Genomic DNA, 22,202 nt, shown 5'->3' with positions numbered 1-22,202 from the left:
CCGGATAAGACGCTAGCGTCGCTATCCGGTATGAATAAAAAAGCCGGATAGCTTTGTGCTGATCCGGCTTTTTTTATTCGGCTTAGATTCACGGCATAAACCGATAACCAATCCCGGTTTCGGTCAGAAAATGACGCGGACGCGCCGGGTCCTGTTCCAGCTTCTGGCGCAGGTGTCCCATGTAAATTCGCAGATAGTGACTGTGTTCGACGGCGTTCGGTCCCCAAACCTGATTTAGCAACTGGCGTTGCGTTAGTACCTTTCCGGCATTATTCAGCAGTACCGCTAACAGGCGAAACTCAATCGGCGTCAGATGAATCTCTTCATCACCACGATGTACGAGCCGGGCGGCGATATCTACTTTTACGTTGGAAAAATGCACCACCGGCTCGGGAGACGCGCCGCTGGCGTGGCGGCGCAATGCCACGCGTAATCGCGCCTGTAGCTCGCCAATACCAAAGGGTTTACTGAGATAGTCATCGGCACCGGCATCCAGAGCGGCGATTTTATCGCTTTCTTCGCTGCGAGCTGAGAGCACAATTACCGGTATCGCGCTCCATTGTCGCAGGTCACGAATAAAATCAATGCCGTCACCGTCCGGCAGACCGAGATCGAGAATGATGAGATCGGGTTTTCGCGTGGCGGCTTCCAGCAGACCACGTTGCAGCGTTTCTGCTTCATATACACGCAGACCATCGGCTTCCAGCGCGGTACGCAGAAAGCGACGGATAGCCTGTTCATCTTCAACAATCAGTACGTTCGTCACATATCCTCATGAAAATCTTCAAGTTCAGGGGGGATTTCCTGGGGCAGTGTAACACGGAAACATGCTCCTCCCTGTGCGCGATTGTGGACGGAAATCGTACCGCCGTGCACGTCCACAATGGCCTGACAGATTGCCAGCCCCAGCCCAACGCCCGGTACCGATGACTCTTTGTTTCCCCGGGAAAACTTGTCAAAAACTCGCTGCTCCATACCCGATGGAATGCCGGGGCCATTATCCCAGACGTCCAGTTGCAGGTGCTCGCCATCGACGCAGGCATCAATACCGATTTGCGCCGCTGGACCTGCGTATTTAACGGCGTTTTCCAGCAGATTAATCAGCACCCGTTCAAAGAGTGGGCCATCGACGTGGATCAGCGTCAACGGTGCTGGTAGCGACAAATTAATAGGAGCAGAGAGTCCTGGCTCCAGCATCTGCAGGGCGCTGCCGACCACCTCTTCCAGTGTTAACCACTCCTTCTTAAGATTAAAGCCGCCAGACTGAATTCGCGCCATATCCAGCAGGTTATTAACCAGTCGGGTGGTATTCAGGACGTGCTGGCGAATCTCACTGGCCTGGCGCGCGTGCGGCGATCCTTCGCTTGCCAGATCCAACGTTAAGATCTCTGCCTGACCAAACAGCACCGTTAGCGGCGTACGTAAATCGTGGGAAAGGGCGGCGAGCAGCGCGTTACGAATGCTTTCGCGCTCGCTGGCAAACCGGGCCTGCTCTTCGCTGGCGGTTAGCGTCAGACGCTCCAGCGCACTGGCGACCAGTAAAGTGAAAGTTTCCAGCAGGCGTTGCTGTTCGGGGATCATCAGCTGGCGTAAATTTCCCGGTTCCACAACCAGCAGCCCATGCGTTTTGTCGGCACTTTTTAACGGTAAAATTTGATACGGCACTCCTGGCAACGTGTCAGTACCTGCGCCAGCCGGTTGCCCTTTATCAAAGCTCCATTGGGCAATGGCATCATCCCACGGCGTCATGCCCTGTTGATGGGTGAGAGGGGCCAGCTTACCGTTCTCACCGGGCAGTAAAACCTGGCTGCGGGCCTGGAACGTTGAGGCAATAAACTGTTCGCTGGTGGCGGCGATATCTTGCTGACTCCGTCCGACGGCCAGCGCTTTCGACATCTCATACAAATGGCGCGTACGTTGTTCGCGATAACGGGCTACCCGCGCCTGATAACGCACTCCGGCGGTAAGATTACCGATTACCAGCCCTACCGTTAGCATCACGGCGAAGGTGAGCAGGTACTGGACGTCGGAAACGGCCAGCGTGCCGCGTGGAGCAATAAAGAAGAGATCGAAGCTGGCGACGTTAATAAAAGTTGCCAGCACTGACGGCCAGCGTCCGTAAAAGAGGGCGATAACCACCACGCCCAATAAATAGATCATCACCAGGTTGGCGGCGTCAAAGGCCATCAACCACTGCATGGCAATCAACGTAATGATGGCGCACAGCGCGACGGCAACCACACAACCCTGAATTTGTACCCGCCATTTATCCTTAAAGGTGCGGTTATCTGCAGTTTGTAGCACAGGGCGCGAAGGTGGCTCATCGAGCGCAACAATCATCAGGTCGAGATCCGGTGCGCGATGGGCCAGTTTGTCAGCAAAAGAATCACTGCGCCACCAGCGTCGTGTAGCCGGACGTCCGAGGACAATTTTTCCCAGATTATGCTCACGGGCGTAGCGGATTACAGCCTTGTCTTCAGCGGGATCGGAAAGGGTGGCGGTTTCTGCACCCAGCTCCTGGGCTAACCGCAGAGCGCTTAAAATTGCGCGGCGCTGTTTTTCGGGCAGTCGGTGCAGCGCTGGCGTTTCGACATACACTGCATGCCAGACGCTGCCGAGGCGCGCTGCCAGACGCGCGGCAGCACGCACCAGCTTTTCGCTGCCGGTATTGTGTCCAATGCACAGTAAAATGGCGTCACGGGTATGCCAGACTTTTTCTTCCCCCGGACGCCCTCGCCAGGCACGCATCTGATCGTCAACCCGATCGGCCGTGCGGCGCAGGGCCAGCTCACGTAGCGCGATCAAGTTCCCTTTGCGAAAGAAATGCTCGATGGCTCTTTCCGCCTGACCGGCGATATAGACCTTGCCTTCGTTCAGGCGTTGGCGCAAATCGTCGGGGGGAAGATCGACGAGCACCACATCGTCGGCGGCATCGAAAAAAGGATCGGGGACGGTTTCGCGAACCTGAATGCCGGTGACGCCGCTGACCACATCATTGAGGCTTTCCAGATGCTGCACGTTGACGGTAGTAAAAACGTCAATACCGGCTTCGAGCAGCTCTTCAATGTCTTGCCAACGCTTAGGGTGGCGTGAGCCAGGCGCATTACTGTGCGCCAGTTCATCCATCAAAATGAGCGCCGGACGGCGGGCCAGCGCCGCGTCGAGATCGAACTCGCTAATATGACGACCATGGCGCGCCTGTCTCTTTAGCGGCAGGATGCTGAGACCGTCCAGCAACGCGGCGGTCTCTTTGCGTCCGTGGGTTTCCACCACCCCAATCAGCACATCTAACCCCTGCGCCCGCAACCGTTGGGCCTCTGCCAGCATGGCCCAGGTTTTACCGACGCCTGCACACGCGCCGAAGAAAATTTTCAGTTTTCCGCGGTGCGGGGCAGCGGTCTGCTCCAGCAGGCGATCGGGGTCGGGGCGTAAGGGTTCGTTATGCATGTCCTTTTTCTCAGTGCTTATCCAGCGCTAAATTAAGTTCTACCAGGTTCACCACCGGCTGGCCGATAAAACTGACCAACGGCTTTTGCGTGTATTGTGCAACCAGGCGCGTGATCTCTTCAACGCTGAGGTTGCGAGCCTGCGCCACGCGGGGGATTTGCCAGGCCACCGCGGCTGGCGTCAGATTGTTATCCAACCCGCTGGCAGAAGCCGTTACCAGCTCTACCGGAACGACAGGATTTGCCTGCGGGTTAGCAGCACGCAGTGCGGCTATCCGGCTTTGCAGCTGTTTATCCAGTTCCGGATTGCTGGCTGCCAGGTTACTGCCGCCTGAAGCCATTGGATTATAGGGCATTTCTGCTGTAGCTGACGGACGTCCCTGAAAATAACCGGCCGCGGTAAAATGTTGCCCAATGAGCGCAGAGCCGCGAACGACTTGATCTTCGCGTAGAAGCGAGCCGTTAGCCTGGTGGGGAAACCACCACTGCCCCAACGCGGTGGTCAACAACGGGTAAGCTCCGCCGGTGATAAGCATCAGGAAAATCAATGTTGATAATGCAGGACGTAATCCACTCATCTGAAACCTCACACCAGACCCAGTAGGGTCAGCAGTAAATCAATTGCTTTGATACCGATAAACGGCACAACCAGACCACCCAGACCATAGATCCACAAATTACGGCGCAGCATTGCGGATGCGGATAACGGTTTGTAGCTCACGCCTTTAAGCGCCAGCGGGATCAGTAAGACGATAACCAGCGCATTAAAGATAACCGCGCTGAGGATCGCCGAGTCCGGCGAATGCAAGCCCATCACGTTAAGCGCATTGAGCTGCGGGTAGGTGGCGGCGAACGCGGCCGGGATAATGGCGAAATACTTCGCCACGTCGTTGGCGATACTGAAGGTGGTCAGCGAACCACGCGTCATCAGCATCTGTTTACCAATGTGCACCACTTCAATCAGCTTGGTGGGGTTAGAGTCGAGATCCACCATGTTGCCTGCTTCTTTCGCCGCCTGGGTCCCGGAGTTCATGGCGACCGCCACGTCGGCTTGCGCCAGCGCCGGGGCGTCATTGGTTCCGTCGCCGGTCATCGCCACCAGACGACCTTCCGCCTGATACTGACGAATCAGCGCCAGCTTGGCTTCCGGCGTGGCTTCAGCTAAGAAGTCATCTACCCCGGCTTCTGCCGCAATCGCGGCGGCGGTCAGGCGGTTATCGCCGGTGATCATCACCGTTTTGATGCCCATTTTGCGTAGTTGGGCAAAACGTTCTTTGATTCCGCCTTTTACGATATCTTTCAGAGCAATCACGCCCAGCACGTGGGAGCCTTCGGCAACCACCAGCGGCGTAGCGCCAAGGCGTGCGACGTTTTCGACCTTCTGCTCCATGTCGGCAGGGAAGTGGCCGCCGTTGGCTTCGACGTGACGACGAATAGCATCGACCGACCCTTTGCGGATCATGCGGTTGTCGATGTTGATCCCGCTCATTCGGCTTTGGGCGGTAAACGGTACAAAGGTGGCGTGCAGCGATTGCACGTCGCGAATACGCAGATTAAAGCGCTGTTTTGCCAGAATCACGATACTGCGGCCTTCAGGGGTTTCATCGGCCAGTGATGAAAGCTGCGCGGCGTCGGCCAGCGTTTTTTCGTCCACGCCCAGGGCGGGCAGAAAATCCGAAGCCTGGCGGTTACCCAGCGTAATGGTGCCGGTTTTGTCCAGCAGCAGTACGTCCACGTCACCTGCCGCTTCTACTGCACGTCCGCTGGTGGCGATGACGTTCGCGCCCAACATGCGGCTCATCCCGGCGACGCCAATAGCAGAGAGCAACCCACCGATGGTGGTGGGGATCAGACACACCAACAGGGCAACCAATACCGTGACGCTGACCGCGCTACCGCCCCAGGCGGAAAATGGCCACAGCGTGGCGGTCGCCAGCAGAAAAACGATGGTCAGGGCTATCAACAGGATCGTCAGGGCGATTTCATTCGGCGTTTTACGCCGCTTCGCGCCTTCAACCATGGCGATCATCCGGTCGAGGAACGTTTCACCAGGGTTCACGCTACATTCGATCACCAGCCAGTCGGAGAGGATGCGGGTCCCGCCGGTGACGGAGGCGAAATCACCACCGGATTCACGAATGACCGGCGCGGATTCGCCGGTAATGGCGCTTTCATCCACCGATGCGCCACCTTCGATGACCTCGCCGTCACACGGGATAATATCGCCCGCTTCTACTAACACGATATCTCCTTTGCGCAAATCCTCCGCCGGAACGTGATCCATGGCGGCACCGTATTTCGGTTCGCGGAGTTTGCGAGCAAAAGCGGTTTTTTTAACTCCTTTCAGACTGTTAGCCTGAGCCTTACTGCGTCCTTCCGCCAGCGCTTCGGCAAAGTTGGCGAACAGAACGGTAATCCACAGCCACAGACTTATCGCGCCGGTAAACCACGGATTGCCTTGCATATGGCCTGTGGCCATTGCCAGCGTTAACAGGGTTGTCAGCAGACTGCCCAGCCAGACGATAAACATCACCGGATTGCGCCACTGGGTATGTGGGCTTAATTTTTTCACGGCGTCCATCAGCGCCTGTGCGACCAGAGAGGGTTCGAACAGCGCCAGTTGCTTGCGACTCATAGTCATGTGCTCCGCATCACTCAGTGTAATGACAGGTATTCTGCGACCGGGCCAAGTGCCAGGGCAGGAACAAAGGTGAGGGCGCCAACCAGTAACACCGTACCGATTAACAACCCGACAAACAGTGCACCGTGAGTAGGCAGCGTGCCAGGGCTTGCTGGCTGGATCTTTTTACTGACCAGCGATCCGGCAATTGCCATCACGGGAATGATCACGCCGAAACGGCCGAAGAACATGCACAGGGCCAGCAGACAGTTCCAGAACGGGCTGTTGGCGCTTAATCCGGCGAAGGCGCTACCGTTGTTGTTCGCGGCAGACGATACGGCGTACAACACTTCGCTAAAGCCATGTGGACCAGGATTGAGCATGGCGCTGCGCCCGGCATCGCTCATCATCGCTATCGCCGTACCGAGCAGTACCAGCGCAGGGGTGACCAGAATCGCCAGTGCAGTCATTTTCATTTCACGCACGTCTATTTTCTTACCCAGATATTCCGGCGTGCGACCAATCATCAGGCCCGCGATAAACACCGCCAACAACACGAACAGCAGCATGCCGTACAGACCTGAACCGACACCACCGAAGACCACTTCGCCAATCTGCATTAGCCACATCGGCACCATCCCACCCAGCGCGGTGAAGGAGTCATGCATCGCATCGACAGCGCCGCAAGATGCCGCTGTCGTCACGACGGAAAAAAGACTCGTAGCCAGCACGCCAAAGCGGCTTTCTTTGCCTTCCATGTTGATATTACTGTCTGCACCGAATGCCATCAGGTGCGGGTTACCTTGAACTTCGGCCCACATCACCACGGCTACGCAGACCACAAATATCAGCGACATGGCCCACAGCAGGGTCCGCCCCTGGCGACGATCGCCAACCACATCACCAAAGGCAAAACACAGCGCGGTAGGAATTAAGAAAATGGCCAACATCTGTACCAGATTGGTCAACGCGGTAGGGTTTTCAAACGGATGTGATGAGTTAGCGTTAAAGAACCCGCCCCCGTTAGTGCCAAGCATCTTAATCGCTTCCTGTGAGGCGACGGGCCCCATCGGCAGCACCTGTTTCACCCCTTCAAGGGTAGTAATGGGCTGATAGGGCAACACGTTTTGCAGCACACCTTGCTGAATGAAGAACAACGCAATGAGCAATGCAATGGGGAGCAGGATCCACAGCGTAATGCGAACCAGATCGACCCAGGCGTTGCCCAGCGTGTTCATACTCTGGCGAGTAAAGGCACGGGCCAGGGCAAAAATCACCGCAATCCCGGTTGCCGCTGACAGGAAGTTCTGCACGGTCAGCCCGACCATCTGGCTGAAGTAGCTTAAGGTGGTTTCGCCAGCATAGGATTGCCAGTTGGTGTTGGTGACAAAACTTACCGCCGTGTTGAGCGCCAAATCCCACGAAAGCCCAGGTAGCTGTTGCGGATTTAGCGGCAGCAGGTTTTGCGCCATCAGCATTGAAAACAGGACCAGCAACCCCAGCACATTGAGCGCGAGGATCGCCAACAGATACTGCCGCCAGTTCATCTCCTGCTGCGAGATGCCCAGACCGCGCCAGAGCAGATGTTCCACGCCAGAGCAGATGTTCCACGCCAGCCAGGCCCGGCAGGGACGTATTATTGATCAGCCGAGCCAAGCCAAAACCCAGCGGTCTGGCGATGATAAACAGTACCAGCAAGAAACTGGCAATGAGTAAAAATCCTTGGGCCGCCATCAGAACGCCTCCGCATTAATCAGGGCATACACCAGATAACCTAATAATAAAAAGACCAGCACAATGCCGGTTATCACGCCTGCACTCACGGTGCACCTCCAGTGGCATAAATGTGATAACCAGAGCGTAGAATTTTGCTTGCAAAGATTTCGCAAAAATCAGTTAGAGAGGTGTAAAAAAAGTATAAAAATGGCAAAGACCATTATTTAACTAATGATTAGTATTAATTTAACTTTTATGTAACTTAATTACGGTTTTTAGCTAAACGGAGCATCAATAGATAAAAATAAGTGGTCGGATGAGTAGCAAAATTACACACAAGGCGGTATTATTTTCATCAGTTAACCAAGTTTATTTTTCCGGTGCGATTCACCGAACAGATATATGGGAGAGGATTATGGACTTTTATAAAGAATATCCAGCACACATTGTTTTCTTGCGCCGTACCTTTGCCGTTGTGGCGGGCGTTCTGGCGCTGCCGGTCATGTTGTTCTGGAAAGACCGCGCCCGTTTTTACAGCTATCTGCACCGCGTCTGGTCCAAAACCAGTGATAAACCGGTGTGGATGGAGCAGGCTGAAAAAGCCACCTGCGACTTCTATTAAGTTGTCGTTATTGTTCAAGAAAACCGCTAACAGCAATGTGGCGGTTTTTTTATACGCCGACGTCTACACTTATCTGAGTAACGGATAAGGAGTGGCGATGAGCACGAGAATTCCTGTTGGTATCCGCACCTGTCTGACCACAGAAGCGAGTGAGGCACCTCAGTTCGACGAAAATACATTAATACGTGTTTACGCTTTGCATGAATTGCACCGCCTGCGTCAGCGAAAATTAACGCGGGGCGCATTAATTGACTATCATACTCGCTACAAACTGGTACTACTGGCGCATTCCCAGCCAGAGTATCGGGAGCTTGGCCCCTTCGTTGCCGCAATCCATGAATGGCAAGATCTCGATGCTTTTTTTACCGAGTATCGCCTACGATTGACCCATCTGTTATTAAATCCTGCTACCCGGCGTAACCATACCAATGTATTGATGCACGTACAGGGCTATTTCCGTAATCAGCTCGATCTGCGTCAACGTCAGGAATTGACCTCGATAATCGATAACTATCGACGCGAGGCGCAGCCGCTACTTGCACCCTTAATGCTCCTCAAACACTATATGGCTGAGCACCCGAACACCTGGTTGTCCGGGCAACGTTATTTTGAACTCTGGCCTGCGATTTGGCGTTTACAGGGCAATGATTAATTTTTATCAGGGAGTGTTATGACCACGCATCTGGTCTGGTTTCGGCGTGATTTGCGTCTGCACGACAATCTCGCGCTGGCGGCGGCTTGTCGGGATCGTTCTGCACATGTACTCGCGCTCTATATTTCCACGCCTGAACAGTGGAAGGCGCATGATATGGCCCCACGTCAGGCGGCATTGGTTAATGCGCAACTGAACGCGTTGCAAACGGCGCTGGCAGAAAAGGGCATCCCGCTTCTGTTTCATGAAGTTGCTGATTTTGCGACCAGTGTGGAAACCGTCAAAAACGTCTGCGTACAGCATGGCGTCAGTCGAATATTTTATAACTATCAATATGAAATAAACGAACGCCAGCGTGATGCTGCCGTCGAAAAGTCATTACCTCAGGTGGTGTGCGAAGGGTTTGACGACAGCGTGATCCTGCCTCCGGGGGCGGTCATGACCGGTAATCACGAGATGTATAAAGTCTTTACGCCGTTTAAAAATGCCTGGCTGAAGCGGATAAAAGACGGGATCCCAGAATGTGTCAGTGCGCCGAAGGTGAGAGAAAGCGGTGCTCTTGACTCTCCATTAACATCCATCTCGCTGAGCTACCCGCAGCAGGATTTTGATACGCAGCAATTTCCGGCAGAAGAAAAATTGGCCATCGCGCAGTTACGCCATTTTTGCCAGCAGGCCGCCGGAGAATATGAACAACTGCGTGACTTTCCGGCGATTGACGGAACCAGTCGATTATCCGCAAGCCTGGCGACAGGAGGACTATCACCGCGCCAGTGCCTGAATCGACTGCTCGTGGAGCAGCCGCAGGCGCTTGAGGATGGGGCAGGTAGCGTTTGGTTGAATGAGCTTATCTGGCGTGAATTTTATCGTCATCTAATGACTTACCATCCGTCGCTGTGTCGGTATCAACCTTTTATTCGCTGGACCGATCGCGTGCAATGGCAGAATAATCCGACGCATTTGCAGGCCTGGAAAACAGGGAATACGGGCTACCCCATTGTGGATGCGGCCATGCGTCAGCTTAACGCAACGGGCTGGATGCATAATCGTTTACGCATGATTACCGCCAGTTTTTTAGTGAAAGACCTGCTGATCGACTGGCGTAAAGGCGAACAGTATTTTATGTCGCAACTGATCGATGGCGACCTGGCGGCCAATAACGGCGGCTGGCAATGGGCAGCCTCAACCGGAACCGACGCCGCACCGTATTTCCGTATCTTTAACCCCACGACGCAGGGCAAAAAATTCGACCGTGACGGTGAGTTTATCCGCCAGTGGGTGCCGGAACTGCGCGACGTGCCGGGTAAAGCCATTCATGAACCGTGGTCGTGGGCTGAAAAAGCGCAGGTGACACTAAGTTATCCTCGCCCGATTGTGGATCATAAACAGGCGAGGCTGGCGACGCTGGCGGCATATGAGGCGGCGCGTAAGGGATAAGCGCGCAGCGGATTTCTGCGTAATACCTTCCAGCAGATCTGCAAAAACATATCCGTCAGCGGGATTTGTTGGGACTGGTAGATCAGCTTGCCACGCTGTTACTTACAGGGTGCGCTAAGGACACACAACTACAGGCGATGTTTAATTACATCCTGCAATCCGGCGATGAATCTCGCTTTAATGAATTTATACAAGATATGGCGCAACGGATCCCCCAACACAAGGAAAAGCTGATGACGATTGCGGAGCGGTTACGCTTAGATGGATTACAGGAAGGTTTGTAGCAAAGCAAACGAGAAGCAGCATTACGTATAGCGCAAACTATGTTGGAGCAGGGAATAGATCGCAACATGGTGCTTCTGGTTACAGGTCTTTCTGAAGAGAAGTTGACTGCCAGTCATGCGTAATTCCTGAAAAAAGCCCGAATCAGATTACATCATCGGGCCCCTACACTCAGGATTCTACCGCCAGTGAACGGTTTCTGAACTTAAGCGACTGGTACAGCCAAATCATCAGCACCAGCACCACACAGGCCAGCGCGCCCCAGGTAATTTCACTAAAGACATCAATATAGGCATTGATGGAGTAGTTGATAGCGCCCTCAGCATCAAACGAGCCTTGTGAGGTCTGATCGGCGATAACGCCTGCCAGGTAATTGGCGATAGCACCGGAAAGCAGCATATAAATGCCGGTTAATACGCCGGTAACACTAGGGATCTCAATACGCGTAATTTGTGACATTGCCACCGGATCGATAAACAGTTCGGCAAAGCCCATGACCGCCAACCCAAGTACCATCAGCGGCATCGAAGAGTGGCCGTAAGCAGCGGACCAGCGAGCGCTCAAGGTTAGAATACAGAACCCAGCGCTCATTAAGCCGAGGCCAAGGGCAAATTTACCCCAGATACGTACGGTACGATTGCCACTCACGCTTTCTTTGACTACCCACGCCAGTACGATACCGCACAGCATAACGGCAAAAGCGTTAACCGACTGGAACATCGCGGTAGGGACGGAATACCCCAGAATATCGCGGTTAACGAAGCGGTCGATATACAGGCTGATCGAACTGCCGCCCTGTTGAGCAAAGGCCCAAAACAACAGGCTGAAGAAGGTCAGCGTGACGATAAGCCCCAGCTCTTTGCGTTGTTTCTGCGTCTGTGCCTGGCGATAAATCTTCGCCAGAACTGCCAGACCAATAATGGTGGCAACAATCAGTGCGTAAACGGACCACTCTTTCCAGAACAGCACGGTAATCAGCAGCGGTGCGGCAACCAACAAAACTAACAGCCAGGCCCAGTTTGGCAGAATAAAGGTTTTAGCACACAGAACGGCCTTGTTGACGCCGGTGGTGTGGGCGAAATGGCGATTACCACATAAGAATATCACCAGCCCTGCCAGCATGCCGATGGCAGCCAGCGCAAAGCCCATCGCCCAACTGTACTCTTCCTGCACGTATCCGCAGGCAATTGGTGCGATGATCGAACCGATGTTACCGGCGGCGTAGAGCAGAGAGAATCCACCATCGCGACGTGGGTCTTCAGGTTGATATAACTCGCCAAGCAGGCAACTGATATTTGATTTAAACAGACCGTAACCGCAGACAATTATCGCCAGCGACAAATAGAGGAACGCCGGGGCCATTTCACTGGCACCCAAAACCAGATGTCCCACCGCCATTAAAAATGCGCCGATCATCACCGCCATTCGATTGCCGAGCACTTTATCGGCCAGGTATCCCCCGAGAATAGGGGTGACATAGACCAGCGAGCAGTAGGCGCTGAACAGTTCATATGCGTGATTATCGTCGTACTTAAGCTGGTTAGTGAGATACAGGATCAGCAGCGCACGCATGCCGTAAAAACTGAAGTATTCCCAGATTTGTAGCGCGACAACGTAGTATATCGCCCGTGGTTGAGATGCTTGTTTATTCATTATTTTCTCGAAGTAAATGCCTCGCGACTGGCTGAACGTGCTGCGCGAGTGTGTTTCCTTAAAGTTGTAACTTTGATACAGATCTGATTATTTTTGCAATATGCTGTCTGATTGCATAAATATACATGAATTAGATCGCGTAGTGGTAAGCAAATCACGTTCAAAGCGGGTGTGATTGTTTCTTTATGTGTCAGTGAAATGGCTATCGACGAACGCAGGCGGGGACGCTATTTTAACCTAAGCTGTGTTGCTGATTGGGCAGGCAGAAATGATGACTACGAGGACGATGATGAAAAACACCGAACTGGAACAACTGATCAACGACAAACTAAACAGCGCCGCCATTAGCGATTATGCGCCGAATGGTTTGCAGGTTGAGGGCAAAGAGACGGTGCATAAAATCGTGACCGGTGTGACTGCAAGCCAGGCATTGCTGGACGAGGCGGTACGCCAGCAAGTGGATGCGGTTATCGTTCACCACGGTTATTTCTGGAAAGGCGAATCTCCGGTTATTCGCGGCATGAAGCGCAATCGTCTGAAAACGCTGTTAGAAAATGATATCAACCTGTATGGCTGGCACTTGCCGCTGGATGCACACCCGGAATTGGGGAATAACGCGCAGTTGGCCGCGCTGTTAGGAATCACCGTGATGGGTGAAATTGAACCGCTGGTGCCATGGGGCGAACTCTCCATGCCGGTTCCGGGGCTGGAGCTGGCATCGTGGATTGAAGCGCGTTTAGGTCGTAAACCGTTATGGTGCGGTGATACCGGGCCGGAGAAAGTTCAGCGCGTTGCCTGGTGTACCGGGGGCGGTCAAAGTTTTATTGATAGCGCAGCCCGATTTGGTGTCGACGCCTTTATTACCGGTGAAGTCTCTGAGCAAACCATTCACTCAGCCCGCGAGCAGGGGCTGCATTTTTATGCTGCCGGTCACCATGCGACCGAACGCGGCGGCATTCGCGCATTAAGCGAATGGCTGAATGAAAATACCGATCTGGACGTAACCTTTATCGATATTCCTAATCCAGCGTAATAAAAGAGGGATGAAAGTGCAGCGAGCGCGTTGTTATCTGTTAGGTGAAACGGCGGTGGTTCTTGAACTGGAGCCCCCCATCACGCTGGCGACTCAGAAACGCATCTGGCGTCTGGCTCAGCGTTTAGTTGACGCCCCGAATGTGCTTGAAGCTATTCCGGGAATGAACAATATCACGGTTACCCTGCGCGACCCGCAAACACTGGCGCTGGATGCGATTGAACGCCTGCAGCGCTGGTGGGAAGAGAGTGAAGCACTGGAGCCGGATTCACGCTTTATTGAAATACCTGTGACCTATGGTGGTGAGTTTGGCCCCGATCTGGCAGAGGTCGCCCGACACAGTGGATTAAGCGACAAGCAGGTCGTCGAACTTCATGCGTCAGTTGACTATGTGGTGTGGTTTATCGGTTTTCAGCCGGGATTTCCCTATCTCGGGAGCTTACCTGAACAGCTGCATACTCCCAGACGTGCGGAACCGCGTTTGCTTGTTCCGGCAGGTTCTGTCGGTATCGGTGGATCTCAAACGGGGATCTACCCGCTTTCCACTCCCGGTGGATGGCAATTGATTGGGCGTACCTCCGTTTCGTTATTTGATCCAAAACGGGAGGAGCCGATTCTGTTACGGGCTGGCGATACCGTGCGTTTTGTCCCGCAGAAGGAGGGGATATGTTAAACATCATCCGCGCTGGCATGTACACCTCAGTACAGGACGGGGGACGCCATAGTTTTCGTCAATCCGGAATCAGTCACTGTGGCGCGCTGGATAAACCGGCGCTGAACGTCGCCAACCTGCTGGTGGGTAATGATGCGAATGCCGCAGCGCTGGAAATCACGCTGGGGCAACTGGTGGTGGAGTTTGAAGCCGATGGCTGGTTTGCCCTGACCGGTGCCGGATGCGAAGCGCATCTGGATCGAACTCCCGTATGGAGCGGATGGCGGTTACCGGTAAAAGCCGGGCAGCGCCTGACGCTAAAACGCCCGCTTCATGGCATGCGCAGTTATCTGGCGGTAGCGGGCGGTATTGATGTTCCCGAAGTGATGGGCTCGCGTAGTACCGATCTGAAAGTGGGCATTGGTGGGTTTGAAGGGCGTCTGCTGCGTGATGGCGATCGACTGGCGATTGGCGTATCGACCCGGCAATTCAGCGGGCCACAAGGTGTAAAACAACTGATGTGGGGTAATCTCATTCGCGCACTGCCCGGCCCTGAGTATCAGGAGTTTGATGAGGTATCGCAGGCCTCTTTCTGGCGCTCGCCGTGGCAGCTTAGCCCGCAAAGTAACCGTATGGGGTATCGTCTTCAGGGGCAGCCGCTGACGCGCACGACCGATCGCGAGCTGCTGTCGCATGGTTTGCTCCCCGGCGTGGTGCAGGTTCCGCATAATGGCCAGCCAATCGTGCTGATGAACGATGCTCAGACGACGGGTGGCTATCCGCGCATCGCCTGTATCATCGAGGCAGATATGTATCATCTGGCGCAGATCCCGCTCGGTCAGCCGATTCATTTTGTGCAGTGTTCGCTGGAGGAAGCGCTGAAGGCGCGGTACGACCAGCAGCGTTATCTGGAACAGTTAGCATGGCGACTTAACAATGAAAATTGATCTCAATGCAGACCTCGGTGAGGGATGTGCGAACGATGCAGCGTTGCTGCAATTGGTGTCATCGGCCAACATCGCCTGTGGGTATCACGCAGGCGATGCGCAAACTATGCTCTCAAGCGTGCGCGAAGCGCTAAAAAATGGTGTGGCGATAGGCGCGCACCCCAGTTTTCCGGATCGGGAAAATTTTGGTCGTAGCGCCATGACTCTGCCTGCACAAACGGTGTATGCACAGACGCTGTATCAAATTGGCGCGCTGGCTGCCATCACGAGGGCAGAAGGTGGTGTGATGCGCCATGTCAAACCGCATGGCATGCTCTATAACCAGGCGGCGAAAGATCCTCAATTGGCCGATGCGATTGCGAAAGCGGTTCATGCCTGCGATCCGTCGCTGGTTCTGGTCGGGCTGGCGGGAAGCGAACTGATTCGCGCTGGAGAACACTATGGCTTGATAACGCGTCAGGAGGTTTTTGCCGATCGGGGTTATCAGGCCGATGGCAGTCTGGTGCCACGTAACCAGCCGGGCGCACTGATTGAGGATGAAGAGCAGGCGCTGGCGCAAACGTTAGAAATGGTGCAATCCGGCAGAGTAAAAAGCCAAAGTGGAACATGGGCAAGCGTGACCGCCCAGACGGTATGCATTCATGGGGATGGCGAGCACGCACTCGCTTTTGCCCGTCGCTTGCGTAGCGCCTTTAATGCATGCAATATTGAAATTGGTGCATAAGATTTACCATACAAAACAACAATATATTACACAACAACATATACGGGAATGAATTATGGGAGAGGTGATATCTCTCTGGCCATTGACGGGGATCGCCGTCATCGTGGTCGGATTTCTTTTACGTTTTAATCCGGTATTGGTGGTTATTATTGCCGGGATCGTCACGGGACTGGCGGCGCATATGCCGATCGCCACCATCCTCGAGAAGCTGGGTGAAGGTTTTCTTAACACCCGCAACCTGCCGTTTATCCTGCTGATCCCGCTGGCGGTTATTGGCCTGCTGGAACGCCACGGACTCAAAGAGCGTGCTCAGGCGTGGATTGCTAAAATCCGCAGTGCCACCAGTGGCCGTCTGCTTATTGTCTATCTGTTCATTCGCGAAGCGACTGCTGCGTTAGGGTTGACCAGTCTGGGGGGGCATCCGCAGATGGTGCGCCCGCTGCTGGCGCCAATGGCGGAAGGGGCCGCCGAGAAAAATCACGGCGAGATACCCGGCGCGGTTCGCTATCGCCTGCGCGCAATGTCAGCGGCGACCGATAACGTCGGGCTGTTTTTCGGTGAAGATATCTTTGTTGCCTTCGGCGCGATCATATTCATGCACAACTTTATGCTGGAGTCTGGTGGGATCCAGACCGAACCGCTGCATATCGCCTTGTGGGGGATCCCAACGGCAATTTGTGCTTTCCTGATACACGGCACGCGTTTGTGGCGTCTGGATAGCTATTTGCAACGTGAGGTGGCGAAAGCGAATGCCGCAGCGAAAGGGGAAGCGAAATGAATTTTCAACAAAGCTATCTCTACTGGCTGGCAGGTGCGGTATTACTGATTGTGGCGCTGATGTCATGGCAGGACAAAGCAAACCCGCGCCGTTTCACCACAGGCCTGTTTTGGGGCATCTATGGCGTACTGTTTCTGCTTGGTGACTGGACATACTCGCTGTTTGGCGATAAACGCGCAGTGCATATTGCCGTCGGCGTTGCGGTGGTCGTGCTGGCCCTGATCGCGGGTTTTGGCGGTGTGAAGCTGGGAAGCTACCATCAACGCACGCAGCAACAGCGCGAAGAAAGCGCCAGCCGCCTGGGCAACCGCCTGTTTTTCCCGGCATTAGCGATCCCGGTGGTAACGGTCATTGGCGTACTGATGTTCAACCATATTCCGGGCTTACAGGATGCGCTGTTCGGGCCGGGTAATCACGCCACGCTGGTAACGCTCTTTTCAATGACAGCGGGCTCGTTGATTGGTCTGGCGATGGCGATAAAAATGACCCATGAGCGGGTGCATCAACCGATTCAGGAGGCACGACGTCTGCTGGACTCCATTGGCTGGGCGTTCATTCTGCCGCAGATTCTGGCTACGCTTGGGCTGCTGTTTACAGCGGCGGGTGTGGGTAGCGGCATTTCATACCTGACGCAGGAATATCTGGCGGTGGATAGTCGCTTTATCGCGGTGGCGGTGTACACCATCGGCATGGCATTGCTGACCATGGTTATGGGTAATGCGTTTGCTGCTTTCCCGATCGTGACCGCTGGGATTGGTATCCCAATCCTCGTACTGCAACACGGCGGCAACCCAGCGGTAATGGCGGCGATTGGTATGTTCTCCGGCTATTGCGGGACGCTGATGACGCCAATGGCGGCGAACTTTAATATTGTTCCTGCAGCGTTGCTGGAACTACCGGACAAAAATGCGGTGATTAAAGCGCAGGTGCCAACAGGCGTACTGCTGCTACTGGTCAACGTGTTCCTGATGTATTTCCTGATGTTCCTGTAAGGAGGAAGGATGAAAACAGTACTCATCACGGGATTTGAACCCTTTGGCGGCGAGTCAGTTAACCCTTCCTGGGAAGTGGTCTCGAGCCTCGACAATGCTATTATCGGCGGATGCCGCGTTATTGCCCACCAACTACCGTGTGTCTTTGGCGAGTCTCTCGCTGTACTCAATGCCGCGATTGACGCGTTGTCGCCATCACTGGTGCTGGCGGTGGGGCAGGCGGGTGGTCGCACGGATATCACCGTGGAACGCGTGGCGATTAACGTTGACGATGCGCGTATTGCGGATAACCAGGGGCAACAGCCGGTCGATGTGCCGATTGTAGTCGATGGCCCGGCGGCATGGTTTAGTACGTTGCCGATTAAAGCGATGGTTGTCGCCATGCGCAACGCGGGAATACCGGCCTCGGTTTCCCAGACTGCGGGTACTTTCGTGTGTAACCACGTGATGTATGGCCTGCTGCATAAACTACGCGACGTACCGGCGGTGAAGGGCGGCTTTATTCATATCCCTTATTTGCCGCAACAGGCTGCACAGCATCCCGGAGCGCCAAGTATGGCGACAGAAACGGTGCGCCGTGCGCTGGAGATTGCGATTGCCACCGCCTTGCAGGTGGAAAGCGATATCGCAGTGACGGGCGGCGCAACACATTAACAAAGGAAAGTATTATGCCTGAAGGCCCGGAGATCCGCCGCGCGGCGGATAACCTGGAGGCGGCAGTCAAAGGCAAACCCCTGACGGATGTCTGGTTTGCCTTTGAGCAGTTAAAACCGTATCAATCTCAACTAATTGGGCAACGTGTTACCCAGCTTGAAACGCGGGGGAAAGCATTACTGACCCATTTTTCTAATAACCTGACGCTGTACAGTCACAATCAGCTCTATGGTGTGTGGCGAGTGGTGGATACCGGCAAAATCCCGCAAACTTCGCGGGTACTGCGCGTCAGTCTGCAAACACACGACAAAACAATTCTGCTCTATAGCGCATCTGATATCGAAATGCTGACGCCAGAACAGCTCGCCACCCATCCGTTCCTGCAACGGGTAGGGCCGGATGTACTGGATTTACGTTTAACGCCCGATGAGGTTAAAGCGCGTCTGTTATCTCCGCGTTTTCGCAATCGCCAGTTTTCTGGTCTGCTACTGGACCAGGCGTTTCTGGCGGGATTAGGTAACTACCTGCGGGTAGAGATCCTTTGGCAGGTTGGGTTGACCGGGCAGCATAAAGCGTCGCAGCTTAGTGATGAGCAACTGGATCAACTGGCACATGCGCTGCTTGATATTCCGCGGCTGTCTTATACTACCCGCGGCCTGGTCGATGAAAACAAACATCACGGTGCGTTGTTTCGCTTCAAGGTCTTTCATCGGGACGGTGAAGCCTGTGAGCGCTGTGGTGGAATCATCGAAAAAACGATGCTCTCTTCGCGCCCCTTTTACTGGTGTCCGGGATGTCAGCACTAAGCGGGCTGTTTTGGAGCGTGCACTGAAATAAAGCGCGCGACTGCGGGGCCAGTTAACAAAATGCTGAACAGTCGCAGGGTTTGCATCGCCATGATGAGCGCCATATCAGCGTGGCTTCCTGCTGCGATTACCGCAACAGAATCCACTCCTCCAGGACTGGTTGCCAGATAGGCAGTGAGAAAGTCGATCTGCATGTAATGCGCCAGTCCCCAGGCCATGGCGGCGCAGATCGCCATCAGTGAAAAAATGGACAACAGGATCTGTGGCAGTGGTCGTAATGCCATTAGAAAGATCTGCTTGTCAAAGCCAAGGCCGATTTGCCAGCCAATTGACATGTAGGCTATCGCCAGTAGCCATTCCGGCAGTTCAATTACCATTACTCCGCTTGCATTCAGTAAGGCACCCACCAGCATTGGCAATAGCATGACGCCAGAGGGAATACGCAGTAGGCGTCCAGCCGTGCCGGCAACGGCGGCCAGCATCAGAGTGCTGAAAAGATTGCCGCTTAGCGGCGGAAACCAGATGATTTGTTCACTGACCGTTTGGGCCTGGTCGCCCATCACCAGCCGGGTGACCAGCGCTGCCGCGCCGACTACCAACAGTACGCGCAGATACTGCATAAACGCCACCAGCCGGATGTCGGCGCCATAATCCTGGGCCATCGCGACCATTGCCGCTGCGCCGCCAGGTGACGAGCCCCACGCACCGGTATTCCCCGGTAGATTACTGTAGCGAACCAGCAGCCAGCCGATTACCGCGCTGCTGATAAGGGTTGCCAGCAGGATAGCAATCACCATCGCCCAGTGGGCCGCAAGGGTTGTGAAGATTGAACCGGTCAAATTTTGGGCAATCATGCAGCCGAGAATCGCCTGCGCGCCAAGAAATGTGCAGCGGGGAGGATGCAGCGAAATGCCGCGCATACTGAAAATGATGCCGACGATCATCGAACCGAGCAGCAGTGGTCCTGGAAGATGGATAAACAGAAAGAGCAGGGAAAGAAGGAGCGATAGCACAAACAACAGGCTCCACTGCAAAACAGGCATCCCATGCTCCTGAGTAAAATGTGAGAAATCTCAGTAAATCATAGAGAAAGCACGATAAGAATAAAATAATGTGGATCAAATAAAAACAGGCCGGACATAGGCATCACTGCTTTATCCGGCCTGGGAGCGTTTATAACTTTAAGCCGGACAAGCGCTAGCGCCATCCGGCAGACAATTAACGCTTAATATCAGACTTAAAATCGCGCTTGTCGTAGCCGGTGTACAGCTGACGCGGACGCGCGATTTTCATGCCGTCGGTGTGCATTTCGTTCCAGTGTGCAATCCAGCCAACGGTACGTGCCATGGCGAAGATCACGGTGAACATGGAGGACGGAATACCCATCGCTTTCAGGATGATGCCGGAGTAGAAGTCTACGTTCGGGTAGAGTTTCTTCTCGATGAAGTACGGGTCATTGAGCGCAATGTGCTCAAGTTCCATCGCCACTTCCAGCAGATCATCTTTGGTACCCAGTTCTTTCAGCACTTCGTGGCAGGTTTCACGCATGACGGTAGCGCGCGGGTCATAGTTTTTATAAACACGGTGACCAAAGCCCATCAGGCGGAAGGAATCATTCTTGTCTTTCGCGCGGCGAACAAATTCCGGAATGTGTTTAACAGAGCTGATTTCTTCCAGCATTTTCAGCGCAGCTTCGTTTGCGCCACCGTGAGCCGGTCCCCACAGGGAAGCAATACCGGCTGCGATGCAGGCAAACGGGTTAGCGCCAGAAGAGCCCGCGGTACGTACGGTAGAGGTTGAGGCGTTCTGTTCGTGGTCAGCGTGCAGGATTAAGATACGGTCCATTGCGCGTTCCAGGATAGGATTCACTTCGTATTTTTCGCACGGCGTAGAGAACATCATGTTCAGGAAGTTACCGGCGTAGGAGAGATCGTTACGTGGGTACACGAACGGCTGCCCGATGGAATATTTGTAGCACATCGCTGCCATGGTTGGCATTTTGGACAGCAGGCGGAAGGCGGCGATTTCACGGTGACGCGCGTTGTTTACATCCAGCGAGTCATGATAGAACGCTGCCAGCGCTCCGGTTACACCGCACATAACGGCCATCGGGTGAGAGTCGCGGCGGAAACCGTGGAACAGACGGGTGATCTGCTCGTGGATCATGGTATGGCGAGTGACTGTGGTTTTGAACTCGTCGTACTCTTCCTGCGTCGGTTTTTCGCCGTACAGCAGGATATAACACACTTCCAGATAGTTGGACTCGGTCGCCAACTGGTCAATCGGGAAGCCGCGATGCAGCAAAACACCTTCGTCACCGTCGATGAAAGTAATTTTGGATTCGCAGGATGCGGTAGAGGTGAAACCTGGGTCAAAAGTAAACATCCCTTTTGAGCCAAGGCTACGAATATCAATAACATCTTGACCGAGCGTACCTTTCAGCACATCCAGTTCAATAGCAGCGTCACCATTTAGAGTGAGTTTTGCTTTAGTATCAGCCATTTACGGTCTCCTTAGCGCCTTATTGCTTAAGACTGCCGGAACTTAAATTTGCCTTCGTGCATCAATAAACCGTTACCAGTTTGTTATTTGGCTCGCCGCTCTGCGAAAGAGGGGATGACCTGGGTACAGAGCTATGGGCGCTTGCAGGTAAAACGGTCTTTTCATGGCGAATAAACTGCAAATCAAGAACTTAGCAATCCGAATTATTTAACCTGTCTATCACTAATAACTGTCCTGAAGGTATTGGTCAATACTTCCACACTGTTACATAACTAAATCTCCGGTGAAAGAGTGACCCCATAACTTTTACGCATTATATGCTTTTTCTGGTGTCGTTTGTAACAACTTTGTTTAATGATTGTCAAATCAGATGATTAAAAATTAAAATAATGTTGTTATCGTGACCTATGTCACTGTTCGGGATAAAACCCGACAAACTATATGTAGGTTAATTGTAATGATTTTGTGAACGTCCTATACTGCCGCCAGGTCTCCGGAATACCCTGCAATCCCGAGCCAACCAGCGTTGTAACGTGTCGTTTTAGCATCTGGAAGCAGTGTTTTATATGACGCGTAGTTATAGTAAGGACGCTGTCTGACCCGCACGCAGACCGGAGGAAGGAAATCCCGTCGTCTTTCAGGCTACAGGTGTCTTCATCTTCTGTACCCGAAGTCTAAAGGGAATA

General features: G+C 53.8%; 19 protein-coding genes and 3 pseudogenes. 12 read left to right on the top strand and 10 right to left on the bottom strand.

Annotation, left to right across the window (positions count from 1 at the left end; all coding sequences use genetic code 11):
- Window positions 1-88 precede the first annotated feature (88 nt).
- The 6 genes and pseudogenes from kdpE to kdpF form a co-directional block, all read right to left on the bottom strand.
- Window positions 89-766 carry a two-component system response regulator KdpE gene (kdpE, locus tag IB222_RS16230; RefSeq protein WP_048226088.1) on the bottom strand — a complete coding sequence of 226 codons (678 nt, stop codon included), beginning with the start codon at window positions 764-766 and terminating at the stop codon, window positions 89-91.
- A complete protein-coding gene (gene kdpD, locus IB222_RS16225) occupies window positions 763-3,447 on the bottom strand; it encodes a two-component system sensor histidine kinase KdpD (protein ID WP_149384133.1) in 2,685 nt (894 codons plus the stop codon). Before kdpD ends, kdpE begins: the two co-directional genes overlap by 4 nt.
- A gap of 10 nt (window positions 3,448-3,457) precedes the next feature.
- On the bottom strand, window positions 3,458-4,024 hold the full coding sequence (kdpC, locus tag IB222_RS16220; protein ID WP_149384134.1) for a potassium-transporting ATPase subunit KdpC: 567 nt from the start codon (window positions 4,022-4,024) through the stop codon (window positions 3,458-3,460).
- Between the two features lie 8 nt (window positions 4,025-4,032).
- Window positions 4,033-6,081 (bottom strand): potassium-transporting ATPase subunit KdpB, encoded by a 2,049-nt coding sequence (kdpB, locus tag IB222_RS16215; RefSeq protein WP_149384135.1) that lies wholly within the window; start codon window positions 6,079-6,081, stop codon window positions 4,033-4,035.
- Between the two features lie 20 nt (window positions 6,082-6,101).
- A pseudogene (gene kdpA / locus IB222_RS16210) lies at window positions 6,102-7,800 on the bottom strand (potassium-transporting ATPase subunit KdpA).
- Complete coding sequence (gene kdpF / locus IB222_RS16205; protein ID WP_001670793.1) at window positions 7,800-7,889, bottom strand: K(+)-transporting ATPase subunit F; 90 nt, start codon at window positions 7,887-7,889, stop codon at window positions 7,800-7,802. The pseudogene kdpA and the gene kdpF overlap by 1 nt, the downstream one beginning before the upstream one ends.
- A gap of 308 nt (window positions 7,890-8,197) precedes the next feature.
- Here kdpF and IB222_RS16200 point away from each other — a divergent pair, with 308 nt between their 5' ends.
- The 4 genes and pseudogenes from IB222_RS16200 to IB222_RS16185 all read left to right on the top strand — a co-directional run.
- A complete protein-coding gene (locus IB222_RS16200) occupies window positions 8,198-8,404 on the top strand; it encodes a YbfA family protein (protein WP_003022870.1) in 207 nt (68 codons plus the stop codon).
- A gap of 97 nt (window positions 8,405-8,501) precedes the next feature.
- Window positions 8,502-9,056, top strand: a complete 555-nt coding sequence (locus IB222_RS16195) for a DUF1722 domain-containing protein (protein ID WP_003831377.1) — start codon at window positions 8,502-8,504, stop codon at window positions 9,054-9,056.
- An 18-nt stretch (window positions 9,057-9,074) separates the two neighbouring features.
- Window positions 9,075-10,493, top strand: coding sequence for a deoxyribodipyrimidine photo-lyase (gene phrB, locus IB222_RS16190; protein ID WP_149384136.1), 1,419 nt, complete (start codon window positions 9,075-9,077; stop codon window positions 10,491-10,493).
- Between the two features lie 38 nt (window positions 10,494-10,531).
- A pseudogene (locus IB222_RS16185) lies at window positions 10,532-10,900 on the top strand (Rpn family recombination-promoting nuclease/putative transposase); the annotation flags it as partial.
- Window positions 10,901-10,946: 46 nt separating this feature from the next.
- On the opposite strand, the gene dtpD reads toward IB222_RS16185, so the two are convergent.
- A complete protein-coding gene (dtpD, locus tag IB222_RS16180) occupies window positions 10,947-12,428 on the bottom strand; it encodes a dipeptide permease DtpD (protein WP_149384137.1) in 1,482 nt (493 codons plus the stop codon).
- A gap of 289 nt (window positions 12,429-12,717) precedes the next feature.
- Here dtpD and ybgI point away from each other — a divergent pair, with 289 nt between their 5' ends.
- The 8 genes from ybgI to nei are packed head-to-tail and all read left to right on the top strand — an operon-like array spanning window position 12,718 to window position 19,014.
- On the top strand, window positions 12,718-13,461 hold the full coding sequence (gene ybgI / locus IB222_RS16175; RefSeq protein ID WP_149384186.1) for a radiation resistance protein YbgI: 744 nt from the start codon (window positions 12,718-12,720) through the stop codon (window positions 13,459-13,461).
- Window positions 13,462-13,477: 16 nt separating this feature from the next.
- The gene (gene pxpB, locus IB222_RS16170; RefSeq protein WP_123268521.1) at window positions 13,478-14,134 is read left to right on the top strand and encodes a 5-oxoprolinase subunit PxpB; all 657 of its coding nucleotides are present in this window, start codon (window positions 13,478-13,480) and stop codon (window positions 14,132-14,134) included.
- Window positions 14,128-15,060 (top strand): 5-oxoprolinase subunit PxpC, encoded by a 933-nt coding sequence (gene pxpC / locus IB222_RS16165; protein ID WP_048214672.1) that lies wholly within the window; start codon window positions 14,128-14,130, stop codon window positions 15,058-15,060. Before pxpB ends, pxpC begins: the two co-directional genes overlap by 7 nt.
- Window positions 15,050-15,784: a 5-oxoprolinase subunit PxpA gene (gene pxpA, locus IB222_RS16160; protein ID WP_149384138.1), complete on the top strand. Its 735-nt coding sequence runs from the start codon at window positions 15,050-15,052 to the stop codon at window positions 15,782-15,784. The genes pxpC and pxpA overlap by 11 nt, the downstream gene beginning before the upstream one ends.
- A 55-nt stretch (window positions 15,785-15,839) precedes the next feature.
- Window positions 15,840-16,562, top strand: coding sequence for a DUF969 domain-containing protein (locus IB222_RS16155; RefSeq protein ID WP_003831395.1), 723 nt, complete (start codon window positions 15,840-15,842; stop codon window positions 16,560-16,562).
- Window positions 16,559-17,554, top strand: a complete 996-nt coding sequence (locus IB222_RS16150; RefSeq protein ID WP_008784131.1) for a DUF979 domain-containing protein — start codon at window positions 16,559-16,561, stop codon at window positions 17,552-17,554. Before IB222_RS16155 ends, IB222_RS16150 begins: the two co-directional genes overlap by 4 nt.
- A gap of 9 nt (window positions 17,555-17,563) precedes the next feature.
- Complete coding sequence (gene pcp, locus IB222_RS16145) at window positions 17,564-18,208, top strand: pyroglutamyl-peptidase I (protein WP_149384139.1); 645 nt, start codon at window positions 17,564-17,566, stop codon at window positions 18,206-18,208.
- A gap of 14 nt (window positions 18,209-18,222) precedes the next feature.
- Entirely contained in the window at window positions 18,223-19,014 is a 792-nt protein-coding gene (gene nei, locus IB222_RS16140) for an endonuclease VIII (RefSeq protein ID WP_149384140.1), read from the top strand.
- On the opposite strand, the gene IB222_RS16135 is transcribed toward nei, so the two are convergent.
- The 3 genes and pseudogenes from IB222_RS16135 to IB222_RS16125 form a co-directional block, all read right to left on the bottom strand.
- The gene (locus IB222_RS16135; protein WP_149384141.1) at window positions 19,011-20,057 is read right to left on the bottom strand and encodes an AbrB family transcriptional regulator; all 1,047 of its coding nucleotides are present in this window, start codon (window positions 20,055-20,057) and stop codon (window positions 19,011-19,013) included. The two genes, nei and IB222_RS16135, sit on opposite strands and share 4 nt — an antisense overlap.
- 175 nt (window positions 20,058-20,232) lie before the next feature.
- Entirely contained in the window at window positions 20,233-21,516 is a 1,284-nt protein-coding gene (locus IB222_RS16130; protein WP_003831404.1) for a citrate synthase, read from the bottom strand.
- A gap of 203 nt (window positions 21,517-21,719) precedes the next feature.
- A pseudogene (locus IB222_RS16125) lies at window positions 21,720-21,830 on the bottom strand (hypothetical protein).
- Window positions 21,831-22,202 lie beyond the last annotated feature (372 nt).

This window comes from Citrobacter sp. C13, assembly GCF_014596815.2.
Taxonomy (GTDB): domain Bacteria; phylum Pseudomonadota; class Gammaproteobacteria; order Enterobacterales; family Enterobacteriaceae; genus Citrobacter; species Citrobacter portucalensis.
Note: the sequence above shows the minus strand (reverse complement) of the source record. Positions and strands in the feature narration are given on the sequence as shown.

Coding starts and splice junctions, on each gene's coding strand:
- kdpD (WP_149384133.1), bottom strand. CDS start 3,447: ATGCATAACGAACCCTTACGCCCCGACCCCGATCGCCTGCTGGAGCAG.
- kdpC (WP_149384134.1), bottom strand. CDS start 4,024: ATGAGTGGATTACGTCCTGCATTATCAACATTGATTTTCCTGATGCTT.
- kdpB (WP_149384135.1), bottom strand. CDS start 6,081: ATGAGTCGCAAGCAACTGGCGCTGTTCGAACCCTCTCTGGTCGCACAG.
- IB222_RS16200 (WP_003022870.1), top strand. CDS start 8,198: ATGGACTTTTATAAAGAATATCCAGCACACATTGTTTTCTTGCGCCGT.
- IB222_RS16195 (WP_003831377.1), top strand. CDS start 8,502: ATGAGCACGAGAATTCCTGTTGGTATCCGCACCTGTCTGACCACAGAA.
- phrB (WP_149384136.1), top strand. CDS start 9,075: ATGACCACGCATCTGGTCTGGTTTCGGCGTGATTTGCGTCTGCACGAC.
- dtpD (WP_149384137.1), bottom strand. CDS start 12,428: ATGAATAAACAAGCATCTCAACCACGGGCGATATACTACGTTGTCGCG.
- ybgI (WP_149384186.1), top strand. CDS start 12,718: ATGAAAAACACCGAACTGGAACAACTGATCAACGACAAACTAAACAGC.
- pxpC (WP_048214672.1), top strand. CDS start 14,128: ATGTTAAACATCATCCGCGCTGGCATGTACACCTCAGTACAGGACGGG.
- pxpA (WP_149384138.1), top strand. CDS start 15,050: ATGAAAATTGATCTCAATGCAGACCTCGGTGAGGGATGTGCGAACGAT.
- IB222_RS16155 (WP_003831395.1), top strand. CDS start 15,840: ATGGGAGAGGTGATATCTCTCTGGCCATTGACGGGGATCGCCGTCATC.
- IB222_RS16150 (WP_008784131.1), top strand. CDS start 16,559: ATGAATTTTCAACAAAGCTATCTCTACTGGCTGGCAGGTGCGGTATTA.
- pcp (WP_149384139.1), top strand. CDS start 17,564: ATGAAAACAGTACTCATCACGGGATTTGAACCCTTTGGCGGCGAGTCA.
- nei (WP_149384140.1), top strand. CDS start 18,223: ATGCCTGAAGGCCCGGAGATCCGCCGCGCGGCGGATAACCTGGAGGCG.
- IB222_RS16135 (WP_149384141.1), bottom strand. CDS start 20,057: ATGCCTGTTTTGCAGTGGAGCCTGTTGTTTGTGCTATCGCTCCTTCTT.
- IB222_RS16130 (WP_003831404.1), bottom strand. CDS start 21,516: ATGGCTGATACTAAAGCAAAACTCACTCTAAATGGTGACGCTGCTATT.